We start from the raw sequence: 14850 nt of genomic DNA, 5'->3' as shown, positions 1-14850 counted from the left end.
ATTACTTGAAAATCATGGTAATATATAAAATGTTAATTTCGTATATTACTATATATTTATGGAGGGATTAAATTTTGTCAGATTTACAATCAAAGTTTGGTAGCGGTATGAACAAATTGCAAGAGGGAATCGAGCAAGGGAAGATGAAATTACAAGTAGCTCAAGAGGTTGCGCAATTAAAGAAAATTACGCAAGAGAAACTACAGGCGAAAACTGAAATTTTGCTGGAACTTGGTCAAACGGCATATATGCAACTCCGCAATGATGAAGTTCGAGTAGATGTGTTAAAAAATATTATAGAACCAGTACAAGAGCTGGATGTTGCTATTTATAACACGCGTAAGCAAATAGCTAATTTACAGAATCAAGGACAGAAAGGGCAATGTAGCTGTGGCGGCCCATTATCATTAAATGATAAATTTTGTGGACAGTGTGGAAAAGAAAATGAGTTACTCCTTCAATCAAAAGATGCTGAAAATGGGTCATGTACTTCATGTGGTGAACAAATTGCAACAGAGGCTACATTCTGTCCAGTTTGTGGTATGAAGCAAAGTAAGGAGTGAGGAACATGTATTGTAAAACTTGTGGTCTAGAACAATCGGATGTAGCGAATTATTGTACACATGATGGATCAAGTACAGGTAGTGTAGAAAGTGAAGTTATCTTAGCGCCGAAAGACTCAAAGTATTGCCGAACTTGTGGAGTTGAAAGTAAAGGGACTGCTACGTATTGTGAGAAATGCGGGGATTCCTTATTAGGTATTATGAAAAAAGAGATGAAAACAAGATTACCAGACGAAGGTTTACAATTACATGTAAGTCCATCTGGAAGCACTTTGAAAAAAGGTTTACTTGGTGGTGGGCTTGCAATCGTATGTATGTTTATAGCCGGTTGGATTGGTAGCTTAGTTGTCGATGCGGCGATTAACGACCTAGTGAGAACGATGCTTACAAATATGAACGGTATGTTGAATATGGGTACTATTAATCAATCTTTCGTTGGTATAGCACCATTAATTTTAATGTATCATTTAATAGGCCTTGAAGTTAGTGGGAGCGGGGAATATGCGATGTCATTTATCCTTCATTTCCCATTGTTCATCTTGTTAGCAATTCCAGCACTTATATTAGGTGGAATTGGATTCTTTTTAGAGAGAAGCAACCCTTCTGCTGTTTGGCGTGAGAAGTTACTAACATCAAGTGTTATCGGTATTGTATATGGAATTTTCTTATGCATCGTAAGCTTTATCGCAAGTTCTTCTACGACAATTTCTCAATTCTATAAAACGATGACCATCAGTATTGGTTATTCTCATGTTATTAGTTTATTGTATGGCATTATATTTGGTTTATTATTTACCTTTATTGGTATGTGTATTCAAGCAGGGCCACACCGTCTATTATCTTCTATGAGTCGAAGTGTTCCATATGCAACGTCTATTTATTATAGTGTGGTAACTGTATTAAAAGGATTGCTTATTACATTTGGTATTATACTTATTACAATTTTATTTAGCAGTTCAAAGTCAGTGGGACCAATTGATTTTCCCGAGAAAACATATAAAACATTCATTTCATTAGAAGCGACACCATACATGTGGAATATGGCTCACTTTGCTCCAACAGAAATTGAATGGGGAGATATGGATAGAGAAATGAGAAGATACTCAATTAAAAAAGGTCCATTGCATTTATCTTATACGTCAGGAATATCAATAAATGGTACGTCATTAAAAGATCTGGAAATTGCTAATGGAGCGAATCTTAAACGAGTAAAAGAAATTGATGATTTCAATTCCTATATGCACTGGTGGGGGGTATTAATTTTATTACCATGCATTTTACTATTTAGAGCTGGGATGAAATTGGCTCAATATCCGATGAAAAATATGTACGTAACTATTGCTGTGTTTAGTGCGGTGTATACTGTGATGATGCTTTGTGTAAATGCATTGGCCAAAATTCATATTGAGGCTTCAGGGAGTAAGGAAGTTATGAAGGAGTTTGCTGGGATTTCCGGACCATTGTTCTCTATTCAAAGTAGCACGCTGTATTTAATAGTAGGTAGTTTTCTTCTTTCGTACGCATTAACATTTGCTGGTATGAAGTTAGTAAAAAAATAAGGAGGAGAGCCATTTGAAGTTTTGTGGGAAATGTAATAAACAAGTTGCGGATCATTTGAACTTTTGTTCTGAGTGTGGAAGTAAGGTAGAAGTAATTGCTGATCAAACAGCTTCTTCTCGTTCAGAAGTACAACGAGAAATAAAGCCAGTGAAAAGTAAGAAAAATATAATGTTACTTATATGCTTTGTTGTTATCTTTGCTATATTGTTTGGTGCGTATAAATTTGGGGCAAGCAAGTTTTCAAAAGAAAAGCAAGTCAATGCTATGATTGAAGCATTCCAAAAGAAAGATGCGAATGCAATTGATGAGTTTGTAAAAGTAGATGATCCGAGTTTGAAAATGAAAGCTGAAGATATTAAGGGGTACATCCGTTATTTAAAAGAAAACCCTTCTTATAATAAAGAACTACTATCTTATTTACAAAGAGAGACAGTGGATCAAAAACTAGCAAGTGATAAAGCATCATTTAAAGATGGTCAAATTATAGAAGACGGGAAAGAATGGTTCTTATATCCGAAGTATAAACTTAATATGAAATCTTATTATATGAATGTAAGCACAACTGCGAAAAGTGCTGAAATATATGTGAATGATAAGAAAGAGACAGAGTTATCAAATGATAAAACTTCAAAAGAAGTTGGTCCGTACTTCCCTGGTTCTTACGTTGTAAAGGCAAAAGCGAAGACAGAACTAACTGAATTAGAAACAGAAAAAGAAGTGGACTTAGCAGATGAAAAAGAGGCGAAAGTGGATGTTAAATTATCATTAGAAGGAAATTATGTAACTATTTCTTCAGATGAAAATGATGCAACTGTATTTGTCAATGGTAAGAAGCGCGGGAAATTGAGTCACGGAAGTTATAAACTTGGTCCTGTACCGACGGATGAAACGGTAGAAGTACATTTAGAGAAAAACACTGATTTGGGTGTTATGAAATCTGAAAGTATTAAAATTGGAGACCAAAGCACGTATTATTTAAAATTCCCGAAAGAAACTTCAAGTTCGGCTGTTGGTGACTTTGTACGAAAGCATCTTTATGATAATGTGCGTGCGATTTCATTAAATGATTTTAGTCTAATTGAAAATAATTATGATAAGAGCGGGAAATCGTACAAGGAAGACCGTGATTATATACAATATTTACACAAAAAAGGAATTACAGAAGATTTATTAACAATGGAAATTCGCAATGTAGAGCGTCAAAGTGAAACGAAATATAAAGTAACGACATATGAAGAGTATCATATTCGTTACGGTGATGGCTCTGTGAAGTTTAAAAGCTTTAATAATGACCATATTGTTACTGTGAATGGAAATGGAAAGATATTGTACCATTCTCTTGGAGCGAATAATACGCTTAAGTCAGAGGAAGTATCTGGTCCGACTCGTTAATATAAAAAGGCTATCTCAATTATAGAGATAGCCTTTTTACAATTAGAAGCGCGTTTCCTTTAATATCGCTTGTACATATGGATCATGTAGTATTTGCTCTATAATTGGTAACATGTTTTGTTCGAATGGAATGTCGATAGGGAATGGCTTTTGTGAGCCGGGTTTGATTCCATATTGGACAAGTTTGTAATGTGTATGTTCTTCAGACTTGAGCACAATTAATTTATAGCGATTGTCATCGCCCGCGAGTGAAAAGTCAATGGAAGTAGCGTCGTATGTTACTTCATCTTTATATATATACGGTTTTGGTGTACCGATCCAGTCTACTTTTGCTTGTACATTCATGGATATAACCTCCTTATAGCTATTATAAAAAAATAAAAGCCAGCTCTCAACAAAGAGAACTGGCTTTAGCAGTCATTGGTTATTTTAAAATTTTCACTTTAACAGTTTTGCGTCCCCATTTTTGAGCAGCGCTATCTGATCCAAGTAGGATATCGATACGGTTACCTTTAATTGCACCGCCAGTATCTCCAGCGATAGCTTCTCCGTAACCTTCTACCCATACTTTAGATCCTAATGGGATTACTTTCGGGTCAACAGCGATCATTTTCATGTTCGGGTTCGCTGTTAAGTCATGACCCATTGCAGTTAATACACGGCCACCGTATGTGCCACCGTTTTCGCTCGGATGAGCTGTATATGCTGTAGCTACAACTGTTAACTCACGACCACCAGAAGGTGTGCTAGTTTCAGCAGCTTTCACAGCAGGCTTAGCAGCTGGTTTTGCTTGTGCTGCAGGTGCTTTAGCTGGTGCTACAGTTTTAGCAGGAGCAGGTTGTTCTTGTTTCTCGATAACAGGTGCTGTACCTGTTAAGAAAGGAACGTGAACATAAGCTGTTTTCCCGTTATATTCGAATTGTAACCACTCATTTTGTACTTGGTTCGTTGTTTCGATCATATCGTCTTTCTTCAGCGTCCCAAGAATTTCTGAGTTTGTGTTCGCTTCAGCACGTACGTTTAATACGTTAGCTGTTACGTAGTAGATGCTTTTTGTGAACTCTGCACTTACGAATGATTCTTTACCATTTAAAGTGATTTTTGACCATCCGTTTTCTGTATTTTGTACATCTATTTTATTACCGTTTAGTAATTTACCGACAACTTTTGATTCCGTAGTAGGGTTTTCGCGTACATTTAGTACGTCTGTTGTTACAACAGTTTCTGCATTAGCAGATGCGGTGAAAATCCCAAGACCAAAAACTGCTGCTGTTGCTATTCCAATTAATTTTTTCATGATAGCCTCCATTGCGTTTGTTTTCGTGTCCTCATTATAGCAACAGATTTTTTCGGATTTGGGGAAAACACACAATTACAAACCATTCGTAATAAGTCGTTAACATCCTGTAATATAACAAAAAATATAGGAAAGCGTTTTTCATTCTATATGACTAGTAGGTTTCTAATTATATTCAAAATATTTAATACAAAATATTTTTTGCGACGTAAATAAAGATGTTACAGGAGTGTTACAAAACGTTAACTAAACGATTACATTCCTTGAGTATTTTACCGTTTTATGGGTAATATAGTTATATAAACATAAACAATTCGTTTGTGAAACTATAAACACGTGCTATATACTAGCAAAAAAACCGCATAATTGTTACAAAAAGAAAGGGTTGCAAGGAAGAAAAATGCCCTTTTTTACATCTGTAACACATCCTTTTTTGGGAAAACACATTCCCATCCGCATTTTTCTCGCACATTTTGACAGCAGTATTCCTATCTCGTAGCTCTTGCAGAGTGAAAAGATTATACGGAAGGTAAGGCTGTCCATAAGAATTCGAATTGGTGAAGGTGAAGGTAAGAAAATCACCACAAAAATTATAGTTTTCTATCCGATTTTACATATCGGAATTTATGTTATTTACAAAAGTGAAACCTACGAAGGGGGATTTGATGAGGAAACTGACAAAAACATTCATCGTTTCATTAACATTATGTATTGCATTTACACTTTGGGGGATTATTCCCGAATCTATTATTGGAAAAGGTAGCCTAGGAAATGTAACAACCGCAATTCAAACTGCATTAGTTAGTAAGTTTGGATGGTTTTATATTATTTCTGTTTCTATTATTTTAGGTGTGTCTATCTTTTTAATTGTTTCGAAATACGGTTCTATTCGTTTAGGTAAAGATGATGATGAACCTGATTATAGTTATATGACATGGTTTGCTATGCTATTTAGCGCTGGTATGGGGATTGGCTTAGTTTTCTGGGGCGTTGCCGAACCATTAAACCATTTATACGCACCTCCGTTTGGAGAAGGGGCAACTGAGGAAAGTGCGCGTCTTGCACTGCGTTTTTCATTTTTCCATTGGGGATTACATCCTTGGGGACTATATGCGTTTGTAGCGTTGTGTATTGCTTACTTTACTTTTAGAAAAGGAAAAGCAAGTACGATTAGTGCAACAGTAGGTCCGTTATTTAAGGGCGGGGAACATGGGCGTATTGCTCATTCATTTGATGTGTTAGCTGTTTTCGCGACGGTGTTTGGTGTTGCGACATCATTAGGTCTTGGTGCGAAACAAATTGCCGGTGGTGTTAGTTATTTAACATCTATCCCGAATTCATTAACAACTCAGTTAGTTATTATTGCAATCGTAACCGTTCTTTTCATGTTATCTGCGCAGACAGGTCTTGATAAAGGAATAAAATATTTAAGTAATACGAACATTATTTTGGCATTTGCACTTATGATAATTGTATTATTTGCAGGTCCAACAAACTTTATTATGAATTACTTCACTTCAACGATTGGTTCTTATATTCAGGAATTGCCAAGTATGAGCTTCCGTTTAAGTCCATTAGATGAAGGCGGAAATCAATGGATTCAGTCATGGACAATTTTCTATTGGGCATGGTGGATTGCATGGTCACCATTCGTAGGTACATTTATTGCGCGTGTTTCACGAGGGCGTACCATTCGTGAGTTTGTTATCGGTGTGTTACTCGTACCAACCGTAATTGGTGCACTTTGGTTCTCCGTTTTCGGCGGAACTGGTATTCATATGGAGCTGTTTGGTGATGCACATATCTTTGAAAAAGTGAAAGAAATGGGAACAGAAGTAGGATTATTTGCTATGTTCGATCAGATGGGCAGCTTTGGATCAGCTTTATCGGTTTTAGGTATTTTACTTATTGCAACATTCTTTATTACATCTGCAGATTCTGCAACATTTGTTTTAGGGATGTTAACGACACATGGTAGTTTAAATCCACCAAACCGTATTAAAATGATTTGGGGTATCGTTCTAGCCGCTATAGCTTCTACCTTATTATATATCGGCGGATTAGAAGCCTTGCAAACGGCAGCTATCATTGCGGCATTCCCATTCGTCTTCGTTATTTTCTTTATGATGGCAGCGTTATTTAAAGAGTTACAAAAAGAAGGACGTATGAAGCGTCATAAATAATAGAAGGAAAAAGAGCTGATTATACATCAGCTCTTTTTTATATAGAAGGGATTTGAACTGCGAGTAAGGGAAATAAAATACTTTACTTTATAAGTAGTATGCCTTTTATACGAAGAAAAAACGAGGAATTTAGACAATGTTCGATATTTTACAAACTCTATTCATATTTTTGACAAAAAATTGTCGGAAATGTGTTGTCACGTTTATGTATATGTGCTATATTATTTCCTGTAAGCGATTTCAAATAGTTTTAAAGCGCATTCAAGGGGGACATCTAGAATAATGAAACGTTACGAAAGAAAGTGGAAGCATATTTGTTTGAAACGTGTGGCACATCGTAGTGTCCAAGAAAGCACGGAACCTAAGACTGAAACGCGCAAAGAACAGCAAGAGAAGCAATTGGTTCTACAAAAATAGCAATCACTTTTTCGTATATAAATGAAGGTCGATCGTTCGTTGGGGGATGGACGTGAAATTACTTTCAGCTAAGGGGTATTGTCTGATATATAATTTATACGGCAATAAATAAGCACAGAGCATACGGCGCTCTGTGCTTATTTTTATTTATCTTTTTTGAATCGAACTGTTTTATCCCAGCCAATGACTTGTTTCTTGCTCTTTGCACGTAAGTATAAAATTAAGCTACGAATGAATAAGTACGTAAAGAGCTGTGCGTACGTAAAGTACATGATAACACTAATAAAAATATTAGTTGGTGTAAAGGTTCGTTCCACACTCTGGGCACTAAATAATTGAGAAACATATGTAATATATGCGACATACCACATAAATAGTAGTGGAATGCTATATTGAATTTGGAATATACCGAGTAACCCAATTACGAACCAAACGTTCGAAATGATTAAGAATAGCCAAAATACAACATATACTAAAACTTGTTGTAAGGAATGGACGAGAAGTTTTCCTTTAAAGAAACTTAATGAAGAAAACATTTTTTCTAAAATGTACAAGTTCCCTTGAAGCCAACGTGTACGTTGCTTAATAAGGATTTTTAAATGCTCAGGTTCTTGTTCCCATGTAACCGATTCTGGAACGATTGGTAAGAGATAGCCTTTTTGTGTAATTCGTAATGTTAATTCAGCATCTTCTGCAATTGCATAAGGGTCATAGCCGCCAAGCTCTTCTAATGCAGAGCGACGAAGAAGCATGTTTGTTCCTGTCAGTGAACCCGTTTGGAATAGTAACCAGCGTCCGGATTGCATAAGGAGCTGGAAGATTTGAAATTCTAACGAAATCATTCGTGTTAGCCAGTTTCTTTTTTCATTTACAGTACGAACATGTCCAACTGCTCCAACAGCATCCTCAGTTGTTTCAGCGTGTTCTACAAGCATTCGCAATGCATGTGGTTCAGGCTGGTTATCTGCATCATAAACACAGAAATATTCACCATTTGAGATACTCAGACCATAGTTTAGTACACGCGATTTCCCTTTTGGTTCACCCGCCGGAACACGAATGTGACGAATGTGAGCATAAGCTTTGTCAAAATCGTCACCGATTTCAGGTGTTTCATCTTGAGAGTTATCATTTAATAAATAAACAGTTAGTTTGCCTGGATATTCAATCTTCGCCATCGCCTCTAAAGTATCTTTAATAACTACGCCTTCATTGTGGGCAGGTATTAAAATGTCGACACTTGGATAATGTTCTAACGTACGATCTTTTCGTTTCCTATTTCGGTGAACTAAGCCCGCAAGTGTTAAGAAAGAATAGTAAACGAGTAAGCCAGAGAACAGAAAAGCTGTAAAAATAAGTACATATTTAATTGAAAAGGTGATGCTAATCCAAAAAACAAGTACGCAAAACAAGAGGAATAAAAGGAGTATAACGAGTGTCATCATAATACTGTCGGTCCTTTTGTAGCGATTTGTTCTCGTTTAATCTTAATGTCTTGAATTGCCTCAACTGCAAGCCATTTTTCCATTTTGGGTTGTAGACGGTTCATTACAATGTCGGCACCAGCTTCATTTGTATTTTGTAATAAAATGACTAATGTGTTGTTATCATATTCAGCAGCAAGGTCAAAGTCAGCTCTTACCGTTTCAACTAATAATGAAGCTACACGATCCATAACACTTTCCTTCGTATATTTACTAAAGGAAGTGAAGTCGAAGGAAATAATAACACCTGTTTCATTGCGACGATTCATTGCAGTGATTAATAATGCTTGTCTTCTTTCGAACTCTTGTCTCGTTAATAATTTTGATTCTCCAATGTACTGTTCTAACGTTCTCACACGGTCGGTTAATTCTTTATTTTCATGAATAACCTTCTTTAATAAATGAGTTGATATATATACAATGAAGAAGTTTGCTGCCATTAGGAAGTGTGTAATAATGTATTCCCATTGTTCTGATGTACTCCATAAGTAAAGCCATGCTTGGTAGAATAGGTAGAACACCGAAATAATGGTTCCTAATATGAAGAAAACAAATGCAGTTTTATCAGCCAAAAATAGAAATAGTACATTAACAATTACATATATAATTGTAAAAATGAGAGCATGCTCGTATTGTGTTACATGTACAGTTGTAAAATAAAATAAGATTTGTAAAATCCACATAGAGAGGACTTTATAGAAGTTATCTTTCACAAAACTTTCCTCCTTAAAGATAATTCATGCAAGGATATTTGTAGTATGCGCAATTATTAAGAAATAGACCAGATGACTAGATTCTTTTGGAGAGAGCAACAACAAGTAGTATCCCTCTTTGGCAAGAAAAAATAAACAGACTTACTAATTATTGTATCATAATGTTTTTATATTTAGACGTAAAGTATTTAATATATATCGAAAAAATAAGGAGCATAATAAAAAGCCCCCCTCTTTAGAAAGAGGGGGGCTTTGATTTATTTTATAGGAACATCATACCTGCAACTGCTGCATTTAAGAAGTTAGCTAGTGTACCAGCGATAACTGCTTTAATCCCTAATTGTGCAATTTGTTTACGGCGAGTAGGAGCTAGCGTTCCTGTTACACCTAATTGAATTGCGATAGAAGAGAAGTTTGCGAATCCACAGATTGCGAATGTTAAAATTAGATTTGTTTTGTCAGAGAACTCAGCCATGTGCGGTCCTAAGTTTGCGTATGCAACGAATTCGTTGATTGCAAGTTTTTGACCGATAAAGCTTGCTGCTTGTATCGCTTCACCAGGAGAAACCCCGATTAAGATTGCAAATGGTGATAGTAAGTAACCGAAGATTAAATCAAGGCTAAGTTTAATATCGAACCAAGAACCAACCCATCCTAATAAACCGTTTAATAAAGCGATTAATGCGATGAAAGCCATTAACATTGCTGCTACGTTAATAACAAGTTGCATACCTTCAGAAGCACCACGTGCAGCTGCATCAATAACGTTTGCATCTTCACGTTCTGTAGAAAGCTCAACGTTATTATCTACTTTTTCTGTTTCTGGCATAATTAGTTTCGCAATTAATAAACTTGATGGAGCTGCCATAATTGCTGCTGCTAATAAGTGTTCTAACGGAATACCCATTGCTGCATAGCCGACAAGAACTGATCCGGCAACAGCTGTCATACCGCTTACCATAATAGTGAAGAATTCACTATTTGTTAAACGTGCTAAGTAAGGTTTGATTAAGATTGGAGCTTCAGTTTGTCCTAAAAATACAGTTGTTACTGAGTTTAAACTTTCTGCTTTAGAAGTTCCAAGAAGTTTGCTTAATGCGCCACCAACGACACTAACAAATCTTTGCATAATACCGAAATGATATAAGATTGCTACTAATGAACTAATAAATACAATTGGAAGTAGTGCTTGAATAAAGAATACAAATCCCCAAGGGCCTTTTGCGTTGACTAAATCCCCAGCAACGAACTTAATTCCCTCGTAAGAAAAATTAATTAATCCTTGAACGCCATCTGCAGCGTATTTTAAACCTGCTTTTCCGGCATCCCATCGTAATACGATAAATGAAAATGACATTTGTAATGCTAGCGCGATTAAAATTGTGCGCCAATTAATAGCTTTGCGGTTGGAAGATAGTAAGAAAGCGATTGCTAATACTCCAATCACGCCGCCAATTCCCCATAAAAGATTCATGCAGTGTATGCTCCTTCCTCATAGTAAAAAAAGTGTATAAACCAGTTGTCTATACGTTTACGAATATAACATCTTAAGTAACTTATCATAATGGACATCGGAGGTCAAACGTCTAACGAAAAGTTTAAATAAAAAGAAAATTCTTTGAAAAAACACATATAAAATAAATACACATGAAATAGGTTATGTTTTTTATGAAAATATATACATTATGATAACGTTATGGATTGTTTTTGTAGAATATGGTGTATGAAATAGGGAAATAGATACATTATTTTTTCGTGGATATAGGTGAAACATATTAAAAAGAGCCTTCTAGTAATCTAGAAGGCTCAAAAAATATAACTTAAGGTGCTTTTGTGTATCCTAAGAAATGGCTCTTCCAATAAGAGTTACTTAATGAAGCGATTGCTACACCTTTATCTCCAGCTTGGATAAATGATCCGCCCCCAAGGTAAATACCCATGTGGGAAGGACCCGATTTATAAGTGTTTTGGAAATAAATTAAGTCGCCTGGTTGTGGATTTGAAGTTTGTGGTAGGCTACCCCAATATCCCGCAACACTTTGTCGGCTAATGTTATGACCAAATTTCTTAAATACGTGGTAGATGTAACCACTGCAGTCAACACCAGTAGCAGAAGTTCCGCCCCAAACGTATGGTACGCCTTGCATTCCTTTTGCATATGCAAGTATGGAAGAACTGTTGCCGCTATTATTACCTGTATTATTGTTGTTATTGTTTTGATTGTTATTTTGGTTGTTGTTAGGCTTATTATCTACTGCGCCTCCAACTGGTGTTTTAGAAAGGTAACGTGTTCCGATATAACCAGTTTGGCCGTTGTAGTTAATTTTACTCCATCCAGAGTTTTCAGAGATTACTTGAACCTTCTGTCCCTGTGGAAGTGCGCCTATGATTCTATAATTTGTACCTTCGCCGCTACGTACGTTTAATGCAGAAGCATTAATGTAGTAGTCACCAATTGCACCTTGATTAGGTTGTTCAGGTTGTTTTGGTTGCTCAGGAGTAGTAGTGCCACCTTTAACGAATTTCATAAATTCGCTACTAACGTAGCCTGTTTTTCCTTGGTAGTTAACTTTAAACCAGCTACCTTCAGAGCCAATTACGTTTAATGTCGAACCATTTAATACGCCACCAATTACGCTATGGTAAGTAGCAGGGCCTGTGCGAACGCGTAGAGATGTTGCGTTAACAACATAAGTACCACCAGTTTGAACAGTTACATTATTGTTTTGATTATTATTTTGGTTGTTTCCTTGTGTAGCGTTATCGCTAGAACCGCCTTTTGTTACGTAGTCTTTGCTTACGTAAGCTGTTTGGCCTGCATAATTGATTTTGAACCAATCTTGCACTTCGCCAACAACTTGTACTACTTGTCCTTTTGTAACAGAACCTACAGTTGTGTGAGAAGTGCTAGGGCCTGTACGAACCCGAAGGGAAGATACATTTACTGTATAGTTTCCGCTTGCTGGTTTTACAGATTCTTGGTTGTTATTATTCGTATTGTTGTTTGAAGAACCTGCGTTAGAAGAAACACCAGATACGAATTCGCCACTTACATAGCCAACTTGTCCATTATGGTTGATTTTCACCCAACCATTTTCTTGACCGATTACGTTTAAAGCTTGTCCTTCATATACACGTCCTGAAACAGAACTAGAAGTGTTAGGAGCTGTACGAACACGTAATACATCAGCAGTAACTTTATTGTTTCCACTTGTATTACTTACATTAGAATTGCTTGCTCCATTTTTTGATACAAATTCGCCGCTAACAAAACCGGTTTGTCCATTAATGTTAATTTTGAACCAACCATTTTCTTGGCCAATCACGTTTAAGGATTGACCGTTATAAACGCGTGAGATGATGTCGTGAGAAGTACTTGATCCTGCACGAACATGTAATACGCTAGCGTTTACCGTATAAGATGAGCTGTTTGATGCAGAAGCTTGGACAGTTGTAGCAGCTTTTTGTGTATTTTGTTCTGGGGCAGCTTGAACACTATCAAGTGTAGGTGCTGCTCCTCCTGCTACAGACACTGCCGCAAGACCGGCAAGGTATTTTTTCATAATTTGTCGATTCCTTTCTGTCTGTAATGTAGTGAAGAAATATTTACCAACTGTTAAAAATTCTAAAGAGCATGTCGATTACTGTCAAGACTTATGCGGGAATCTGAATATGACAAAAAGATTACAAAAAAAATCAAGGCATAAATCTATACCTTGATTTCCATTTAAATATATATATTGAATGTAGAAAGAATAGAAATTATTCGTGTTTAAGAAGATGACATATTGGATTGTAACAAACTTTGAGAAAAGGATCTTTGTAGCATTTTAGTGATAGGGCCAACTTGACCATCTTGGATTGCGGTTCCATCAAGATGAGTCATCGGCAAAATTTCAATCGTCGTTCCTGTAAAGAAACATTCATCGGCTTGATAAACATCACGAACGCTGAAAAGTTCTTCTTGTACAGGAATGCGAAGAGTTTTCGCTAAAGAAAGGACATATTGACGAATAATGCCATTTAAAATAAGGTGATTGGCTGGGTGTGTGTAAAGCGTTCCGTTTTTGATTAGAAAGAAGTTAGAACAGCTTCCCTCAGTTACAGTACCATTTCGTACGAAAAGTGCCTCTTTACAACCTTTGCGCTCAGCTTTCGTAGCAGCTAATATATTTGGTAATAAATTTAATGATTTGATATCACAGCGTAGCCAGCGCGTATCTGGTTCTGATATAGCGCGTACACCATATTCAATCCATAATGCTGGTCTTTCTTTCTTTGTAATATAGGCATAGATTGTCGGAGGGACGTCATATGAGAATGTATGGGTACGAGCTTGTACACCACGAGATACTTGTAAATAAATAGTTCCATCTTCGTGGAAGTTATTATTTTCAATTAGTTTATAAAGTAGGGTAATAAGTTCTGCTTTTGAGAAAGGGAGTGTTAATTCTATTTCTTCCATGGAGCGATATAATCTTGTGATATGCGGATCTAATAAGTGAAAGTTTCCTTTATATAGGCGAATAACCTCGTAGACACCATCACCAAACTGCAAGCCTCTTTCTTCAAGCTCTATGTACGTTTTTTGTTTCATTGTATCAATAACTGCATCATTCCAAAGTACAAATCTTTCATATGCCAATTTTCGTCCCATCCTTTCGTAAGTGCATAAGTAAAGTGAAACTTTAATTCATAAAAATCCCTATAGTAATTTTTATGTGGGTAACTCCTTACATATGACGTATATGTATTTGTAAATGGTAGAGAAGTAGTGGTGATTTATAGCATTTTGTATATACAAATTCGAAAATAAGAAATAAGAATCCTGCTTTTAAATAAAAAAAAGCAACATTCTTATGGAATGCTGCACAAGGAGGGTAGCTATCTTTCATAGGGACATCGTCTTATTGAATGTTTTGTGTATGGAAACAAAACATATTGAAAGACAATTATAAGAAAGTAGAAATAAAACGATTCACATATTTCTTTAAGGGATCTTATTGCAGATGAGAGATAAGAAATATATAGAACCTCGTTTACATATTTTATTATAGAGATGTTTCGTTAACTCTATGTGAATATTTGGTAAAGGTTATGTAATGTTAAAGTTAATGAATATAAGTGATTGTATGGAGAAATATAAAAAAAAGAGGCTGAGATTATGATATGATCCCCTTATAGTAGACAGGAAAAAGAAAGCACATTAACCTGTTTACTATGGAGGGGATTTTTCTGTGG

12 protein-coding genes are annotated in these 14850 nt (G+C 36.0%); 5 read left to right on the top strand and 7 right to left on the bottom strand.

Going from position 1 to position 14850, the window contains the following annotated elements; translation table 11 throughout:
* The first annotated feature begins 74 nt into the window (after positions 1 to 74).
* The 3 genes from V7S50_RS21520 to V7S50_RS21510 are packed head-to-tail and all read left to right on the top strand — an operon-like array spanning position 75 to position 3515.
* Positions 75 to 563, top strand: a complete 489-nt coding sequence (locus V7S50_RS21520; RefSeq protein ID WP_063221842.1) for a zinc ribbon domain-containing protein — start codon at positions 75 to 77, stop codon at positions 561 to 563.
* Between the two features lie 5 nt (positions 564 to 568).
* Positions 569 to 2122, top strand: a complete 1554-nt coding sequence (locus V7S50_RS21515) for a hypothetical protein (RefSeq protein ID WP_242254298.1) — start codon at positions 569 to 571, stop codon at positions 2120 to 2122.
* A gap of 13 nt (positions 2123 to 2135) precedes the next feature.
* The gene (locus tag V7S50_RS21510; protein ID WP_242254300.1) at positions 2136 to 3515 is read left to right on the top strand and encodes a zinc ribbon domain-containing protein; all 1380 of its coding nucleotides are present in this window, start codon (positions 2136 to 2138) and stop codon (positions 3513 to 3515) included.
* Between the two features lie 42 nt (positions 3516 to 3557).
* On the opposite strand, the gene V7S50_RS21505 is transcribed toward V7S50_RS21510, so the two are convergent.
* Positions 3558 to 3860, bottom strand: a complete 303-nt coding sequence (locus tag V7S50_RS21505; protein ID WP_242254302.1) for a DUF3910 family protein — start codon at positions 3858 to 3860, stop codon at positions 3558 to 3560.
* A gap of 79 nt (positions 3861 to 3939) precedes the next feature.
* The gene (locus V7S50_RS21500; protein WP_242254304.1) at positions 3940 to 4812 is read right to left on the bottom strand and encodes a cell wall-binding protein EntA; all 873 of its coding nucleotides are present in this window, start codon (positions 4810 to 4812) and stop codon (positions 3940 to 3942) included.
* A gap of 665 nt (positions 4813 to 5477) precedes the next feature.
* Between V7S50_RS21500 and opuD the strand changes: the two genes are divergently transcribed.
* Together opuD and V7S50_RS21490 are read left to right on the top strand one after the other, a co-directional pair.
* A complete protein-coding gene (gene opuD / locus V7S50_RS21495) occupies positions 5478 to 6995 on the top strand; it encodes a glycine betaine transporter OpuD (protein ID WP_063221837.1) in 1518 nt (505 codons plus the stop codon).
* A gap of 282 nt (positions 6996 to 7277) precedes the next feature.
* Positions 7278 to 7412 (top strand): hypothetical protein, encoded by a 135-nt coding sequence (locus V7S50_RS21490; RefSeq protein WP_000833067.1) that lies wholly within the window; start codon positions 7278 to 7280, stop codon positions 7410 to 7412.
* Positions 7413 to 7555: 143 nt separating this feature from the next.
* On the opposite strand, the gene V7S50_RS21485 is transcribed toward V7S50_RS21490, so the two are convergent.
* From V7S50_RS21485 to V7S50_RS21465, 5 genes are all read right to left on the bottom strand, one after another.
* The gene (locus V7S50_RS21485) at positions 7556 to 8857 is read right to left on the bottom strand and encodes a glycosyltransferase family 2 protein (RefSeq protein ID WP_242254306.1); all 1302 of its coding nucleotides are present in this window, start codon (positions 8855 to 8857) and stop codon (positions 7556 to 7558) included.
* Positions 8854 to 9609, bottom strand: coding sequence for a dGTP triphosphohydrolase (locus V7S50_RS21480; RefSeq protein ID WP_242254307.1), 756 nt, complete (start codon positions 9607 to 9609; stop codon positions 8854 to 8856). Before V7S50_RS21480 ends, V7S50_RS21485 begins: the two co-directional genes overlap by 4 nt.
* A 262-nt stretch (positions 9610 to 9871) precedes the next feature.
* Complete coding sequence (locus tag V7S50_RS21475) at positions 9872 to 11083, bottom strand: NupC/NupG family nucleoside CNT transporter (protein WP_063221834.1); 1212 nt, start codon at positions 11081 to 11083, stop codon at positions 9872 to 9874.
* Between the two features lie 346 nt (positions 11084 to 11429).
* The gene (locus V7S50_RS21470; RefSeq protein WP_242254309.1) at positions 11430 to 13172 is read right to left on the bottom strand and encodes a C40 family peptidase; all 1743 of its coding nucleotides are present in this window, start codon (positions 13170 to 13172) and stop codon (positions 11430 to 11432) included.
* 209 nt (positions 13173 to 13381) lie between these two features.
* On the bottom strand, positions 13382 to 14266 hold the full coding sequence (locus V7S50_RS21465; protein WP_098557035.1) for a D-amino-acid transaminase: 885 nt from the start codon (positions 14264 to 14266) through the stop codon (positions 13382 to 13384).
* Positions 14267 to 14850 lie beyond the last annotated feature (584 nt).

The organism is Bacillus sp. CCNWLW194, assembly GCF_037120585.1.
GTDB classification, from domain to species: domain Bacteria; phylum Bacillota; class Bacilli; order Bacillales; family Bacillaceae_G; genus Bacillus_A; species Bacillus_A basilensis.
Note: the sequence above shows the minus strand (reverse complement) of the source record. Positions and strands in the feature narration are given on the sequence as shown.

What these genes read in the sequence shown, in the direction of transcription:
- V7S50_RS21500 (WP_242254304.1), bottom strand. Translation starts at nt 4,812, where the DNA reads ATGAAAAAATTAATTGGAATAGCAACAGCAGCAGTTTTTGGTCTTGGG.
- opuD (WP_063221837.1), top strand. Translation starts at nt 5,478, where the DNA reads ATGAGGAAACTGACAAAAACATTCATCGTTTCATTAACATTATGTATT.
- V7S50_RS21505 (WP_242254302.1), bottom strand. Translation starts at nt 3,860, where the DNA reads ATGAATGTACAAGCAAAAGTAGACTGGATCGGTACACCAAAACCGTAT.
- V7S50_RS21475 (WP_063221834.1), bottom strand. Translation starts at nt 11,083, where the DNA reads ATGAATCTTTTATGGGGAATTGGCGGCGTGATTGGAGTATTAGCAATC.
- V7S50_RS21490 (WP_000833067.1), top strand. Translation starts at nt 7,278, where the DNA reads ATGAAACGTTACGAAAGAAAGTGGAAGCATATTTGTTTGAAACGTGTG.
- V7S50_RS21485 (WP_242254306.1), bottom strand. Translation starts at nt 8,857, where the DNA reads ATGATGACACTCGTTATACTCCTTTTATTCCTCTTGTTTTGCGTACTT.
- V7S50_RS21465 (WP_098557035.1), bottom strand. Translation starts at nt 14,266, where the DNA reads ATGGGACGAAAATTGGCATATGAAAGATTTGTACTTTGGAATGATGCA.
- V7S50_RS21470 (WP_242254309.1), bottom strand. Translation starts at nt 13,172, where the DNA reads ATGAAAAAATACCTTGCCGGTCTTGCGGCAGTGTCTGTAGCAGGAGGA.
- V7S50_RS21515 (WP_242254298.1), top strand. Translation starts at nt 569, where the DNA reads ATGTATTGTAAAACTTGTGGTCTAGAACAATCGGATGTAGCGAATTAT.